The 14568-nt window shown below is 42.4% G+C and carries 15 protein-coding genes and 1 other annotated feature (1 of these 16 only partly in view); of the genes, 13 read left to right on the top strand and 2 right to left on the bottom strand.

The features are described 5' to 3' along the window. Positions 1-199, top strand: a binding site (T-box leader) (it extends 21 nt beyond the left edge of the window). Between the two features lie 91 nt (positions 200-290). From CSV67_RS04755 to CSV67_RS04800, 10 genes are all read left to right on the top strand, one after another. After that, positions 291-1670, top strand: coding sequence for an anthranilate synthase component I family protein (locus CSV67_RS04755; RefSeq protein ID WP_233192559.1), 1380 nt, complete (start codon positions 291-293; stop codon positions 1668-1670). 65 nt (positions 1671-1735) lie between these two features. Then, positions 1736-2767 (top strand): anthranilate phosphoribosyltransferase, encoded by a 1032-nt coding sequence (trpD, locus tag CSV67_RS04760; RefSeq protein WP_369803135.1) that lies wholly within the window; start codon positions 1736-1738, stop codon positions 2765-2767. Beyond that, complete coding sequence (gene trpC / locus CSV67_RS04765; RefSeq protein WP_099630486.1) at positions 2764-3552, top strand: indole-3-glycerol phosphate synthase TrpC; 789 nt, start codon at positions 2764-2766, stop codon at positions 3550-3552. The genes trpD and trpC overlap by 4 nt, the downstream gene beginning before the upstream one ends. After that, entirely contained in the window at positions 3549-4181 is a 633-nt protein-coding gene (locus CSV67_RS04770; RefSeq protein ID WP_099630487.1) for a phosphoribosylanthranilate isomerase, read from the top strand. Before trpC ends, CSV67_RS04770 begins: the two co-directional genes overlap by 4 nt. Beyond that, positions 4165-5355 (top strand): tryptophan synthase subunit beta, encoded by a 1191-nt coding sequence (gene trpB / locus CSV67_RS04775; protein ID WP_099630488.1) that lies wholly within the window; start codon positions 4165-4167, stop codon positions 5353-5355. Before CSV67_RS04770 ends, trpB begins: the two co-directional genes overlap by 17 nt. Next, positions 5352-6143: a tryptophan synthase subunit alpha gene (trpA, locus tag CSV67_RS04780; RefSeq protein ID WP_099630489.1), complete on the top strand. Its 792-nt coding sequence runs from the start codon at positions 5352-5354 to the stop codon at positions 6141-6143. Before trpB ends, trpA begins: the two co-directional genes overlap by 4 nt. A gap of 254 nt (positions 6144-6397) precedes the next feature. Next, positions 6398-7327 (top strand): S66 peptidase family protein, encoded by a 930-nt coding sequence (locus CSV67_RS04785; RefSeq protein ID WP_099630594.1) that lies wholly within the window; start codon positions 6398-6400, stop codon positions 7325-7327. Beyond that, positions 7328-8437, top strand: a complete 1110-nt coding sequence (locus CSV67_RS04790) for a mandelate racemase/muconate lactonizing enzyme family protein (RefSeq protein WP_099630490.1) — start codon at positions 7328-7330, stop codon at positions 8435-8437. Further along, positions 8430-9314: a C40 family peptidase gene (locus CSV67_RS04795; protein ID WP_158232046.1), complete on the top strand. Its 885-nt coding sequence runs from the start codon at positions 8430-8432 to the stop codon at positions 9312-9314. Before CSV67_RS04790 ends, CSV67_RS04795 begins: the two co-directional genes overlap by 8 nt. A 90-nt stretch (positions 9315-9404) precedes the next feature. Next, complete coding sequence (locus tag CSV67_RS04800; protein WP_099630492.1) at positions 9405-9884, top strand: acyl-CoA thioesterase; 480 nt, start codon at positions 9405-9407, stop codon at positions 9882-9884. A gap of 406 nt (positions 9885-10290) precedes the next feature. On the opposite strand, the gene mscL is transcribed toward CSV67_RS04800, so the two are convergent. Both mscL and CSV67_RS04810 read right to left on the bottom strand, forming a co-directional pair. Then, positions 10291-10677 carry a large conductance mechanosensitive channel protein MscL gene (gene mscL / locus CSV67_RS04805; RefSeq protein WP_099630493.1) on the bottom strand — a complete coding sequence of 129 codons (387 nt, stop codon included), beginning with the start codon at positions 10675-10677 and terminating at the stop codon, positions 10291-10293. Between the two features lie 54 nt (positions 10678-10731). Continuing rightward, a complete protein-coding gene (locus CSV67_RS04810; protein ID WP_158232885.1) occupies positions 10732-11367 on the bottom strand; it encodes a phosphatase PAP2 family protein in 636 nt (211 codons plus the stop codon). A 295-nt stretch (positions 11368-11662) separates the two neighbouring features. Here CSV67_RS04810 and desA point away from each other — a divergent pair, with 295 nt between their 5' ends. The 3 genes from desA (at position 11663) to CSV67_RS04825 (ending at position 14567) form a co-directional block, all read left to right on the top strand. Further along, positions 11663-12709, top strand: a complete 1047-nt coding sequence (gene desA / locus CSV67_RS04815; RefSeq protein WP_099630495.1) for a Delta(5) desaturase DesA — start codon at positions 11663-11665, stop codon at positions 12707-12709. A 115-nt stretch (positions 12710-12824) separates the two neighbouring features. Then, positions 12825-13952: a sensor histidine kinase gene (locus CSV67_RS04820; RefSeq protein WP_099630496.1), complete on the top strand. Its 1128-nt coding sequence runs from the start codon at positions 12825-12827 to the stop codon at positions 13950-13952. Positions 13953-13955: 3 nt separating this feature from the next. Then, positions 13956-14567, top strand: coding sequence for a response regulator transcription factor (locus CSV67_RS04825; RefSeq protein ID WP_099630497.1), 612 nt, complete (start codon positions 13956-13958; stop codon positions 14565-14567). Position 14568 lies beyond the last annotated feature (1 nt).

The following is a 14568-nucleotide window of genomic DNA, read 5'->3' on the forward strand; positions in this document are numbered from 1 at the left end:
AGTAACGATTGCATGTGCTTCCTAGAGAATCAGTGGCTGGTGAAAACTGATACACATCGTTCGTGAATGGACTTATGGCAGCTGTTTTGATAAAAAACAGACGTTTGCCCGCGTTAAGGGCAGTGTGAAAACACATAAAGTGGGAGTGCTTTGGCGCTTCAATTTGAGGTGGCAACGCGGTTACATAATCGTCCTCTGCAACAGGCTAACTGGCTCTGTTTGCAGAGGGCTTTTTCTATTTAACCATACGAATTATACAACAGTCCATAGAGAAGAGGAGAATGATCATGATGACAGAGCAGAAGAATTTACGGGTAACGACGCGAAAGATTGAAGGAGATTCCTTAACCCCTATTTTGATATTTAGAAGATTGAAAGGAAATCATAAATTCCTGTTGGAGAGTTCTTCGCAAGCAGATGGGTCAGGGCGGTATTCATTCATTGGACTGAATCCCCAAAAAGCCTATCGAGGTCGGGATGGTGTAGTAGAAGAGATCGTCTACTCAACGAATAGAACATATACGCACGAAGGGGATCTCTATACTTTATTGAAGCGCCTCATGCCTCGTATTACGGAAGATGCAGGATTTCCGTTTACAGGCGGCGCGGTTGGTTATGTAGGATACGGCGCAGCTAGAAATGGTGAACAGCGAACAGCTGATGATCTTCAGGTGCCGGATGTCTACTTTAATATTTATGACACCATCGTCATCTATGACCATCAATTGCACGAAGTGACGTTACTGCATACAGAAATCAATCCGGTATACGAAGCGCCTGACTTGGACGCTATCGAAGACATGATTGTGAATGGTTCCGTCGATAAAGAGGATAGTGTTTCTCTTTCTGATTATCGTTGTACCATCTCTAAAGAAGAGTTTGAGCGTCGTGTCCAAATTGTTATTGATGCGATTAAGGAAGGACAGGCGGAACAAGTCGTTTTGTCACGTCGCTTTGAAGCAGATATTACAGGTGACCCATTTGCGTTGTATCGTAAACTGCGCCGCCGCAATCCATCTCCATATATGTATTACATGGAGTTCGAAGATCATACGGTAATCGGAACGTCACCCGAAAGTCTTGTCCGTGTTACTGGAGATAAAGTATTAACAAATCCGATTGCGGGCACACGCAGAAGAGGACGAGATCAAGCGGAAGACAAAGCACTCGAAATAGAATTACGCCATGATCCGAAAGAGCTGTCTGAACACGATATGTTAGTGGAAGTAAGCAAGAAAGAATTGCAAGAAGTCTGTCGTCCCGAAACGATTGAAGTCTCAAATTACTTGGAAACAGTTCGCTATGAACATGTTATGCACTTAGTTTCTGAGGTGACGGGTGACCTTGCACCAGGCTTACATGCGTTGGATGCACTGAAAGCGACAATGCCAGCAGGCACTGTAACAGGTTCCCCTAAATCGGTTGCTATGGATATGATTGATGAACTAGAAGACCAGCATCGCGGAATTTACGGTGGCGCCATCGGGTACATTGGTCTAAACGGGAATATCGACTTCGCATTGACGATTCGTACAATGCTTGTAAAAGAAGGCAAAGCGTATATTCAGGCAGGTGCCGGGATAGTAGAGGCTTCTGTACCTTCATTAGAATATAAAGAAACGTCCAATAAAGCCCGTTCTTTACTAGAAGCAACGGAAATGACAAAGTGATTGCCTAGGTTCAAGCCGTGCCAAACGATCAAGTGAACATCTAGACGAGAAGGGAAGAGATGAGTATGGAGAAGTTTTTAAGCATAGTAGAGAAGCAACGCCACCTGATGTATGAAGAGATGAAAGAAGCTGCCGAGCTGATGTTCAATGAAGCAACTGATGAAAATCTCATTGCACAGTTTTTGATCGCGTTATCGAAAAAAGGTGAAACTTCACATGAACTAGCGGCATTGGCGTTCGTTATGAAGTCATATGCAAATGACTTAACACCGAAAGAAGCACGTTATCTAGATAACTGCGGAACGGGTGGAGATGGAGTCAATACATTCAATATTAGTACGACGGCTGCATTTGTTTTGGCGGGTGCTGGGGTCCGGGTTGCGAAACATGGTAACCGTAAAATCTCCAGCGCATCGGGAAGTCAGGATGTCCTAGATGCACTTGGCATTCATTCCGACTTCCAGATATCGGATATGCAAAACTTACTGGAACAACAAGGAATTGCATTCTTATTCGCGCCCGCTGTTCATCCGAAAATGAAACGGATTGGCACTATACGCAACAAAATTGGTAAGACAACGATCTTCAATTTGGTTGGACCTTTGACGAATCCTGTATCACTTGAAACTCAATTTACCGGTATTAATCGTCCGGATTTCATCATGGAATACGCATCAGTACTCCGGATGTTAGGGCGGGAGAGAGCGATTGTTGTAAGTGGGGCAGGCGGAATGGATGAGGCATCTCTTGCGGGCCAGAACGAATTCGTACTTCTCGATCATGGTGATTTAATTCCATTTTCATTGACTGCGGATGACGTAGGGCTAGAATATGCACCGTTGTCGGCAATTAAAGGTGGAGATGCAGTAGAAAATGCCGCAACTACCCGTTCAATCTTAAGTGGAGAACGTGGGCCAAAGTTCGATACAGTGGTGTTGAATGCGGGAATTGGTTTATTTGCAAATGGCCAAGTTTCCACAATTCAAGAAGGTGTGAAAGTAGCTACTGAAAGTATTCTATCAGGTAAGGCGCTAGAAAAACTAGATGCCATCGTCGCATTCAGCGAAAAGATTCGGCAAAAGGCGGTTATCCAATGACGATTTTAGATAAGATTATTGCACAGAAGAAAATAGAAGTGGATCATTTGCTAGCAAGTAACGTGACATTTCCAGAACGGGAGATTACACGTCCGTCACTCTATCAGACGTTGGTAAAAGCGAAAAAACTGCAAGTTATTTCTGAGATGAAACGTGCATCGCCTTCCAAAGGTTTGATTGCAGAAGGTGCAAATCCGGTTGAACAAGCGACAGCTTATTATGAAGCGGGTGCTGCGTGTATTTCAGTATTAACTGATAAGGAATTCTTCAAAGGATCATTTGAAGATTTGTCTGCAGTGGCGGATGCTGTACCCATCGCATTGTTATGTAAAGACTTTATCATCCATAAAATTCAGATTGACCAAGCGAAAAGCGCAGGTGCATCCGTTATTTTATTAATAGTGGCTGCACTCGATGACGAAACACTCGGAAGTCTGTATACGTATGCCAACGAAGAAGGTTTGGATGTGCTAGTGGAAGTGCATAACACGGACGAGTTGCAACGCGCATTGTCAATCGATGCGAGAATTATCGGTGTCAACAACCGTGATCTGCACACATTCGAGGTAGATCTAGCGCAGACGGAACGGATTGCGTCACACTTCCCGTTTGATGAAGAGCGTGTGTTCATCAGTGAAAGCGGGATCTGGGGACCTAAGGATGCAGAACGTGCGGCAAAAGCTGGAGCTAGTGCAGTACTTGTCGGAGAATCTTTGATGCGCAGTGATTCAGTAAAAGAAGCCCTGCAAGCATTACAAGTAGAAAAACACGTGAATCGCCCATGACAAAAGTAAAGATTTGCGGACTGATGAAACCGGAACATGTACAAGCGGCTGTAAATGCAGGCGCAGATGCTATAGGTTTTGTATTTGCACCAAGCCGCAGGGAAGTAACGCTAGAGCAAGCACAGATATTGGCGAAACTCATTCCACCGTCCGTATTAAAGATCGGAGTCTTTGTTGATGAAACGAAAGAGCAGCTACTTAAGATATTTAATGAAGTGCCATTGGATTACATCCAGTACCATGGAGATGAGACTCCGGCTTTCATTAAACAAGTGGGGTTACCTTCTATAAAAGCACTTGCTATTACAAGTGAAGATGACGTAAAACTCGCTGCTACCTATGACGTGGATTATTATTTATTCGATACACCAGGTATTGAATACAAAGGCGGTAGTGGTAAGACGTTCGACTGGTCATTACTTGAAGATGTAGGGGTATCAAAAGAGCAAATTATTTTAGCCGGTGGACTGCATGCAGGCAATGTGCAGGAAGCGCTCGGGCAAGTGAATCCATATATGGTTGACGTGTCAAGTGGAGTGGAGATAGAGAAGCAAAAAGATTCAGAACGCATTCAGGCGTTCATTCATACAGCGAAGGGTAGGAGAGATCATCATGACAACAGAAACTAAAGGACGCTACGGTAAATTTGGAGGACAGTTCGTTCCGGAAACCATTATGACTGCATTGCAGGAGTTGGAAACTGCTTACGAAGAAGCACAGCTAGATCCTGCGTTTTCAAAGGAACTGGATTATTATTTGAAAGAGTTTGTAGGTCGTGAAACTCCCCTGTTTTTTGCAGAGCGGTTGACGAAGCATGCTGGTGGTGCAAAAATTTATTTGAAGCGTGAAGATTTGAATCATACAGGTGCACATAAGATTAATAACTCTCTTGGCCAGGCGTTACTAGCGTTGCGTATGGGCAAGAAAAAAGTTGTAGCAGAAACTGGAGCGGGTCAACACGGTGTGGCGACAGCTACAGCTTGCGCGCTACTCGGCCTTGAATGCGTTGTATTCATGGGTAAAGAAGATATCCGTCGTCAAGAACTAAACGTTTTCCGCATGGAACTACTCGGTACAAAAGTGGTTTCTGTTGACAAAGGTTCAGGTACATTGAAAGATGCGGTCAATGAAGCATTGCGCTACTGGGTTTCCAATGTAGAAGATACACATTATATACTTGGATCAGCATTGGGTCCGCATCCATTCCCACAAATCGTTCGTGATTTCCAGCGCGTTATTGGTGATGAAACACGTAGGCAAATTGTAGAACATGAAGGACGTCTACCTAATGCAGTCGTCGCTTGCATTGGTGGCGGCAGTAATGCGATTGGTATGTTCCATCCGTTCGTTGATGATCAAGATGTAAAGTTGTACGGAGTAGAAGCTGCTGGTAGCGGAATTTCAACAGGCAAACATGCAGCAGCCATTGCGGGAAAACAAGAAGGCGTTTTACACGGTGCCTACATGTACGTATTGCAGGACGATGACGGATTTATTCAAGAAGCGCACTCCATCTCCGCTGGTCTCGATTATCCTGCAGTAGGACCTGAGCACTGCCATTTGGCTGATATCCAGCGCGTACAGTACGATTCCGTTACAGATCAACAGGCACTTGAAGCGGTGCAATTACTTTCACGTGTAGAAGGAATTATTCCGGCTCTTGAAAGTGCACACGCTGTTTATTATGCAGTGCAGTTAGCGAAAGAAATGAAAGAAGATCAGCTAGTCGTTATCTGTTTATCAGGGCGCGGTGACAAAGATATGCAAACAGTACGTGATGCGCTAGGAGGTCAATCAATATGACAAAAAAACTAGTAACACAAGCGATTATGCAGTGTAATGAACAGGGAAACAAGGCGTTTGTACCGTATATCATGGCAGGAGACGGCGGATTACAGACGTTGAAGAAGAACATATTATTCTTGCAAGAAGCCGGTGCAACTGCTATTGAAGTGGGTATACCTTTTTCCGACCCGGTAGCGGATGGTGATGTTATTCAGCAAGCTGGTGAGCGAGCGTTAGCTGAAGGCGTTACATTACGAAAGATTATGAAAGAACTTGCTTCATTCAAAGAAGAAGTCAAGATTCCCTTAGTAATCATGACGTATTTGAATCCTGTGCTTAGCTATGGTTTACAGTCTATAGCAGCAGATTGTGAAGCGAGTGGTGTCTACGGTTTAATTATTCCAGATCTCCCGCTTGAAGAAAGTGGCTTACTAAAAGATGCATTGAAAGACACTGAGGTGGCATTGATTCAATTGGTTTCCCTAACTAGCCCTACCGAACGTATAGAAGCTATTGCGAAAGCGGCAGAAGGTTTCATTTACGCAGTGACAGTAAATGGCATCACAGGTGTGCGTTCATCATTTACAGAAGAACTAGAAGGTCACTTGGAGCGTCTAAAGGCAGCAAGTTCCGTTCCGGTTCTCGCTGGATTCGGTATCTCAACTCCAGAACACGTTCGCACCCTTGGTGGACTTGCTGACGGCGTTATCGTTGGAAGTGCCATTGTGACGGCCCTTCATGAAGGAGATTACGAGAAGGTTCAGACGTTAATTAACGCATCCAAAAATCAACTAACCAATAGCTAATAATGTGGCGGACAACTGATACATTTCAGTTGTCCGTTTTTTCATGTAAATAAAGCTATCCACAGCAGAGAGTTTGTGAATAACTTATTCTGTTATTTAAGTAACTTTATAGGTACTATACACAAAAGTCGGGAATTATTTGTTCATAAAGGGGATAACTTAAAAATTACCCACAATCTATTTCCATTGTATTCGAAATCTCGTGATGACGATGGAGTTTCTTGAATATGATAAAGTAGGACGTAGAAAGGGTGATGAGTAGAATGATTCGTCCAGCACATTTAGTACAGGGTGATGTAATTGGGATCGTGGCACCTGCTAGTCCCGTAGAACGTGAAGTATTGGAGCGTTCATTTCAATTTTTGGAGCAATTGGGTCTGCGCTATAAAATAGGACAATCTGTGTATAAGAAAAATGGTTATTTGGCAGGGGCTGATGAGGAACGGCTCTCTGACTTGCACGAGATGTTTAAAGATCCTGAAGTGAAGGGAATTCTTTGCGCAGGTGGTGGTTACGGCTCGGCACGCTACGCAGAGCAACTGGATCTTGATTTAATCCACGACCATCCGAAAGTGTTTTGGGGGTTCAGTGATATTACGTATCTACATACCGCGATTCGTCAAGGAGCTGGACTCGTTACATTCCATGGACCGATGCTTGCATCATGTGTCGCACAAGATGAGTTTCATGAGATGTCGGGCAAAATGTTCGGGCAATTATTTACGCCAGTAGAAATTCATTATTCCGAAGCAATCTCGCCACTTGAAACACTTGTAGGTGGCGTTGCGGAAGGTGAAGTGGTCGGTGGTAATTTGACGCAACTAGTCAACAGTCTAGGTAGTGAGTTTGAGATTAAGACGAATAATCGATTGCTTGTAATTGAGGATGTCGGTGAAGAGCCTTATAAAGTGGATCGTCTACTCAATCAATTACGTCTAGCAGGTAAGCTTCGAGAAGCAGCAGGTATCGTGATAGGTGATTTCGCTAAAGCGACACCGAGCAAGCCAAATGATTCACTCACAATGGATGAAGTGTTTGAACATTACTTCGGAAAATTTGATCAGCCTGTTGTAAAAGGATTCCGTATTGGTCATTGTGAACCGAATATCGCAATTCCATTTGGCGTGAAAGGACGTTTGGATGCAAATAGCAAGACGCTAACTATCTTACCGGGAGTGGAGTAATTGCAAATTCGCACGGTGGAAACATTCCTCGTGTCATCTCTATTACGTAAACCGTTTGTTACGGCATTGCGAACTGTTCATGCCGTGCAATCGGTCATCATCAAAATAACAACTGACGACGGCCTAATCGGCTGGGGGGAAGCGGTGCCAACGCATGTCATAACCGGTGATTCCATCGGCAGCATTCGTTATGTTATTGACGAGGTGTTTGCACCCCTATTGATTGGCCAAGATATCATACAGCGTGAAGTATTATATGAAAGAATACAACAAGCGATTATAGGGAATACGAGTGCAAAGGCTGCAGTTGACATGGCGGTACATGATTTATTCGGGCAGCTTTGCGGTTTACCTTTAGTACAAATGTTAGGTGGCTACCATCAAAGCCTAAAAACAGATTTCACGGTCAGTGTCGGAAAACCTACTGAGATGGCCAAGGAAGCAGCAGAACATGTTGCCAAGGGTTTCGATACGTTAAAAGTGAAAGTCGGTACAGGTAATTTCCAACAGGAAAGAGAAAGGATTCATGCTATTCGTCAAACCGTCGGCCAAGGTATCACGATTCGCCTCGATGCCAATCAAGGCTGGAAACCAAAAGAAGCTATACGCCTTATTCGCCAGTTGGAAGATGACGGAGTTGATTTGGAATTAATAGAACAGCCAGTTGCCGCATATGATGTAGAAGGCTTGAGAGACGTGACAAGACAGACAAGCACGCCAATCATGGCAGATGAATCATTATTTTCAGCAAAAGATGCAAAAAAGTTGCTGGGGATGCGCGCAGTGGATGTGCTGAATATCAAATTGATGAAGTCGGGGGGAATCCGAGAAGCCTTGAAAATCAATGCATTAGCTGAAGTAAATGGGATAGAGTGTATGGTCGGAAGTATGATGGAGACAGCAATTGGCGTGACGGCAGCTGCCCACATAGCAGCGAGTCAACCAAATATAACGCGAGTGGATTTAGACGCCCCGCTATTATTGGCAGGAGAATTTTCTGCGGGTGGCGTGCGCTATCACGGATCGCATATGGAATTTAGTAAGGAGTCAGGACTAGGTTTTGATTCGAAACGGATGATGCAATGGGTGAAGGAGCATGCATGTGAATGAGAAATGGATGTGCGCGGTAAGTGTTGCAACAGTATGGACCGATCCCGATTCTCCTCGTGTGGCCGATCTCCCTGCTTTAAATCACCCTGTGCAAATCGATAGATGGCTTTCCCAGTTATCTTATGAAGAACGTTTAGCGCTAAGTGACAATAATCAAATTCAAACGCAGTTATTATACGGTGAATCTGTGATTGTTGAAGAAGTGGTTGGTGACTGGGCGCGTATAATTGCTAGCTCCCAGCCGACCCGCAAAGATCCGCGAGGCTATCCTGGCTGGGTGCCGCTTGTTCAACTTTCCATGAAGAAACGAATACAGACGGAAGAGTTTGTCAGAGTGACTAACCCAAAGGCAGCTTTGTTTGATGAATCAGGTACATTCTTTTTACGTGTTTCTTTCAATACCATTTTTCCTATTGCAGAAAGACGTGGCAAGAAGATCCGCGTCTGGACCCCGCATGGATGGAAACTGTTAAATGCATCTGATGTCGAGCGTGTGGGGGAAGAATCTATTCACCGTCCGCTTACTATAGGAAGACGCTTCATTGGTTTACCCTATTTATGGGGGGGGTTATCCGCCTGGGGCTTTGATTGTTCAGGATTCATCCGTACTATATGGGAAGCATGTGGAATTTGTTTGCCGCGTGATGCAGTGGATCAGGCAGAAGAAGGCAGACCGATCTCGCTCGACACTGCAGATTGGCAGAAAGGTGATTTAATCTTTTTCAAGAATGAAGAGCAGCGTATTCATCATGTAGCGATGTATGTGGGCAACGGGAAAATACTACACGCACCTTCAACTGGAAAATTAATTGAACAAATCGAACTGAGAAAATCCGCATATGCTAAAAATGTGTGTAGTGTGCGTAGAATTATCTGATCGTCTATGCAATACATCAAGCAAGTATTGGCGTTCACTCCCTTCTTTTATGTATACTGAAAAGAGCGTACTAAAAAGGGAGATGTCGCAATGTCGGAACGAAAACCTATGAGCGAGTCAAGAACGATCCAAAGTAAGCTGGTCCTACCGCCGGACACGAACCATATTGAATCAATTTTTGGAGGGAAAGTCCTTTCCTATATAGACGAGATCGCAGCTATTTCAGCTATGAAACACGCGGGTACTAGAGCTGCCGTCACGGCCTCGATCGACTCGGTCGATTTCGTTTCGCCAGCCTTGCTTGGCGATGTCATTGAACTGGAAGCGGTGGTTACTTCCGTTGGTCGCACATCTATGGAAGTGTTTATTTCCGTTCATTCCAAAAACTTAGTTACAGGTGAAGTGAAGTTGACGACGGAGTCATTCTGTACGATGGTTGCGGTAGATGACACAAATTGTCCGATACCAGTGGCAGAAGTGTATCCTGAAACAGAGTTAGAAAAGCGCCTTTTTGATACAGCCCCTGCACGACGTGAACTTCGTAAACAGCGGAGATTGATGAAATATTAATAGTAGCGTGAGGTGAGACGGATTTCTCGTTTCTGCCTTGCGCTTTTTATTTAAGGTAATCAACTTGTTATTTTTTTCAAAGTGTACTAAACGATTTATACGCTGGAATAGAAAGAGTTGATTTTAGTGTATATAAAAACAGCAGTGGATGAAAAGGCCAGAGCCCACTCATTCACTGCTGTTATGTTGTATTAGTTATTACTGCTAAACGTACGGACTAGTCCAAGTACTGTTCCACCCAGAATAAATGCAAACAATGCATACATGATATAGACGAACCACATGAATATCCACTCCTTTGATCAGTATCCTGCCTATAATTGTAACACCTTGACAGACGCGTTGCAATGGACTTTGTAAGACAACTGTGGCGGCTGTACGACCAATTGAGCGAGTGTTCGCTATTTTATCGTTCGCTCTTTAATAAATCACGAATTTCAGTAAGTAATTCTTCTTTTATATCTAATGGTTTTTCTTCCGGTTCTTCTTCAACTATCTCTGCCGGCTTCATTTTCAACTTCATAAGTACTCGTAAGAAGACGAAAATGGAACCTGCTACAATCAAGAAGTCAATGATAGATTGAATAAATAGACCATATTTAATTTTAGCATCGCCAATTGTATAGCTCAATGAAGAAAAGTCCAGACCACCTAATAAAATCCCGATGAGTGGTGTCATAATATTTTCAACTAAAGAAGAAACGATTGTTCCGAAAGCTGCACCAATTACGACACCGATTGCCAAATCAAAAATATTTCCTTTAAATGCGAATGCCTTAAAATCCTTCCACATACACATAACCACTTTCTTTATTATGATAGCCCTGTATTACATCGTGATTTCACCCTATTTTTGACGTTGAAATCTCTGGTAGATTAAAATAACTCCAAATAAAAACACTGAACTGGCGAGCGCGCCACCGACAATATCACTTGGGAAATGAACGCCTAAATAGATTCTACTGACTGCAATCATCATAATCATAAAAACCGCAAGAATCGTAATAGCAATTCGGCTTCCTGCAGTCTTTAGATTTCTCCATACGATATAAGCGATTATTGTATAGAGGCTGAATGCCATCATCGTATGTCCACTAGGAAAGCTATACCCGCCAATGTCGATCAGACGATGAAAGTTAGGGCGTTCCCGTTTGAAGATGAATTTGAGTACTTGATTAAGAATGCCAGTCCCAGCTAGTGCTATAGCAAATAGTACTGCTTGGGCACGGTGTTTCTTCCATAAAAGAACGCTAAGTGTCAGTATGGCTAGTAGAGCAACCGATGTTGTGGAACCAATGGTAGTAAATAGTTTCATCAAAGATGTTAGTCCCTTGGATTCTGCACTTTGTACAAAGTCTATTATAGGTTCATCAAAACTCGAGATCGTTTGCAAATGAATCGATCGTGCAATATAAGCGAAAAATCCGGTAAATAGAATACAAATAATCCAAACGGATAATAAACGAAGTGATAATTCACGCACGGTATACATTCCTTTCTATTATTGTATATTGTGAACGATTATAAAAAAAATGTACAGCGAAATGTAGAAATACGTGGGGATAAATGTCGGAAGGTCAAAAAAGCGGATACTATCTAACTTTAGCACCCAACACAAAGTTATATAATGATCTAACTCATGTATCGTGTATGGTTGGGCCTGTCTCAAAACATATGACATTTGTCATCTCAAAGTCATGACATCTAAGTCTACCTCTCCTGCTGTATACAAGTTATTCTTAATGTACTAGCAAACCCAATAGGAGGGAAATTCAAACATGAGTAAAGAACAAACGAAGCAACTGCACAAAGACGTCGCACCTTTTGCGAAGTCTGATTTGAAAAAGAGTATCGTTCAGATGATCAATACAATTCCACCAATATTTATATTATGGTTCCTGGCTTACCAAAGCTTAAGTGTATCTGTCACATTAACGATTGCGTTGGCAATCGTTGCAGCGTTCTTTGTAGTTCGCACATTCATCATCTTCCATGACTGCACGCACGGTTCATTCTTCCGCAATAAGAAAGCGAATAATGTTGTTGGAACAATCACTGGCGTCTTGACATTATTCCCATACGAAAAATGGAAAAGAGAGCACTCGATTCACCACGCATCTAGTTCAAACTTAGATAAACGGGGTGTTGGAGATATCTGGGTCATGACTGTTGAAGAGTACAAAAATGCTTCGAAGTTCGAGCGTTTCAGCTATCGTGTTTACCGTAACCCTATTGTCTTGTTTGGATTTGGACCTTTATATTTGGTGCTAATCTCAGGTCGTTTTAACCGTAAAGACGCGCGTAAGAAAGAGCGCTTGAATACGTATTTAATCAACATCATTTTAATTGCAGTATATACAGTATTAATCGTAGCGGTTGGCTGGAAAGCATTCTTGCTAATTCAAGGTACTATGATGTTCACAGCTGGTGCTCTTGGTATTTGGTTGTTTTACATTCAACATACATTTGAAGATTCTTATTTTGAAGAGGAATCTGACTGGGATTATGTGAAAGCAGCAGTTGAAGGAAGTTCATACTATCAATTGCCACGTGCTCTTCAGTGGGCAACAGGCAATATTGGATTCCACCACGTACACCACTTGGCACCACGTGTACCGAACTATAACTTGGAAATGGCGCACGAATTAACTCCGCCGTTGCAAAAAGCTACAACGATTACATTGAAAACAAGTTTGGAATCATTACGTTACCGCTTGTATGATCCAAATAATAAAAAATTTATCACATTTAAAGAAGCAAAACGGTATTCACTAAAAGATAAGTTGTCGATTGATTTAAAACCAAAACGTACACGCTTATCATAAAATGGCAGGAGAAGGAGCAATCCTTCTCCGCCTTTTTATTTTGTCCGCATATCTCTAAAGAGCTAGTGTAGTCAATGTTTGTTACAATGGAAGGAAAGGACGGTGATGAGAACAAATGTATAGTTGGTATAGTATTTTCCCAAAAAGCCCATGGCTCAGTATTTATGCTTGGGTTGTGTTTTGTATATTGCCTTTCTTTTTTATTTTACGAAGTGCATCTCCATTTAATTTAACAATAGGTATCATATTATTAGTGTTATTTTTCCTGTCATATTATTTTTCCGCTAAGTCAAAAAGTGGTCTTATGTATATGTGGATCAGTTTTGAAATTGTTATTACGGTCGTAATGACATTGTTATTTGGCTATGTTTATCTGTCACTGTTTATTGCTTTCTCTATTGGGCATATCAGAAGACCAGTCGGCTTTTTTGTTATTTACGGATTACATATTGCGATTTTAATCGCCGCAATCGTTGCGGGGTTCTTTCTTGAAATCGAATTATTTTTACCACAAATACACTTTGTTATTATCACGGTTATCGGAGTAGTATTACTGCCATTTAATTTGTACAATCGTCAAAAACGAGACTTACTTCAAGATCAGTTGGAAATTGCAAGGGAACGGATATCAGAACTGATGATTATTCAAGAGCGTGAGCGTATTGCACGGGATCTCCATGATACACTTGGACAAAAGTTATCTATGATTGGTTTAAAGAGTGACCTAGCTTCTCGATTGATGGATCGGGATATCGAGTCGGCAAAAGCAGAAATTCAAGATATACGTCAAATTTCTAGTACGGCATTAAAAGAAGTACGAGATCTTGTTAGTGGTATGCGACGTGTGAAGCTTAAAGATGAACTGGTGCGCGTCCAACAAATGCTGAAGGCGGCTGAAATCGAAGTGGATATAGAAGGTAATCCCAATTTCCCCGACGTGTCGCCTATTGTTGAAAACGTACTTGTAATGTGTCTCAAAGAAGCAATCAATAATGTAGTAAGACACAGCTATGCAAAACAATGTTGTATTATATTTAAACAGACAGAAAAGGCATTTGTAATTGGAATAAACGATAATGGGATTAGTATCGCGCAAAATGGCGTGAATTTACCAGGAAATGGGCTTGATGGCATGAAGGAACGATTGGAGTTCGTCAACGGTAAAATGTCGATTAAAGGTGACAAAGGGACTCAACTAACAATTATGGTACCTGCTGTCTTAAAGCAAATAAAGGAGGAGTAACGTATGATCCGCATTGTAATTGCAGAAGACCAAGGAATGCTGCTCGGTGCACTAGGGTCGTTGTTGAACCTGGAAGAAGATATGGAAGTAGTAGGCAAGGCTAAAAATGGTCAGGAGGCTGTAGACTTGGTGAAAAGTCTTCAGCCAGATATTTGTATAATGGATATTGAAATGCCGATTAAAACCGGCTTGGATGCTGCGGAAGAACTACAAGATATGGAATGCCAAATTATTATTCTCACGACGTTTGCTAGGGCAGGTTATTTCGAACGAGCGCGGAATGCAGGAGTTCGTGGATATTTGCTGAAAGATAATCCCATTGAAGAGTTGGTTAAATCGATTCATTCTATTATAGAAGGGCGCCGAATTTATGCACCTGAATTAATTGATATGGCATTTGATATGAAAGAAGAAGAGAAGAATCCATTGACTGAGCGGGAAGTTCAAGTACTTAAGTTGGTATCGGAAGGGAAAACTACGAAACAGATTGCGGCTGAACTGTTTTTATCACCCGGAACTGTCCGTAATTATGTCTCCACCATACTGGATAAACTTGGAGTTCGTAATCGTATTGAAGCGATTACGTTATTCACTGAAAAAGGCTGGTTCGAGTGAA

This window comes from Sporosarcina sp. P2 (assembly GCF_002743255.1).
In the GTDB taxonomy this organism is placed as follows: Bacteria; Bacillota; Bacilli; order Bacillales_A; family Planococcaceae; genus Sporosarcina.

Excerpts from the sequence above, each read along its gene's own strand:
- CSV67_RS04755 (WP_233192559.1), top strand. The coding sequence starts at position 291 with ATGACAGAGCAGAAGAATTTACGGGTAACGACGCGAAAGATTGAAGGA.
- trpD (WP_369803135.1), top strand. The coding sequence starts at position 1,736 with ATGGAGAAGTTTTTAAGCATAGTAGAGAAGCAACGCCACCTGATGTAT.
- trpC (WP_099630486.1), top strand. The coding sequence starts at position 2,764 with ATGACGATTTTAGATAAGATTATTGCACAGAAGAAAATAGAAGTGGAT.
- CSV67_RS04770 (WP_099630487.1), top strand. The coding sequence starts at position 3,549 with ATGACAAAAGTAAAGATTTGCGGACTGATGAAACCGGAACATGTACAA.
- trpB (WP_099630488.1), top strand. The coding sequence starts at position 4,165 with ATGACAACAGAAACTAAAGGACGCTACGGTAAATTTGGAGGACAGTTC.
- trpA (WP_099630489.1), top strand. The coding sequence starts at position 5,352 with ATGACAAAAAAACTAGTAACACAAGCGATTATGCAGTGTAATGAACAG.
- CSV67_RS04785 (WP_099630594.1), top strand. The coding sequence starts at position 6,398 with ATGAGTAGAATGATTCGTCCAGCACATTTAGTACAGGGTGATGTAATT.
- CSV67_RS04800 (WP_099630492.1), top strand. The coding sequence starts at position 9,405 with ATGTCGGAACGAAAACCTATGAGCGAGTCAAGAACGATCCAAAGTAAG.
- mscL (WP_099630493.1), bottom strand. The coding sequence starts at position 10,677 with ATGTGGAAGGATTTTAAGGCATTCGCATTTAAAGGAAATATTTTTGAT.
- desA (WP_099630495.1), top strand. The coding sequence starts at position 11,663 with ATGAGTAAAGAACAAACGAAGCAACTGCACAAAGACGTCGCACCTTTT.
- CSV67_RS04820 (WP_099630496.1), top strand. The coding sequence starts at position 12,825 with ATGTATAGTTGGTATAGTATTTTCCCAAAAAGCCCATGGCTCAGTATT.
- CSV67_RS04825 (WP_099630497.1), top strand. The coding sequence starts at position 13,956 with ATGATCCGCATTGTAATTGCAGAAGACCAAGGAATGCTGCTCGGTGCA.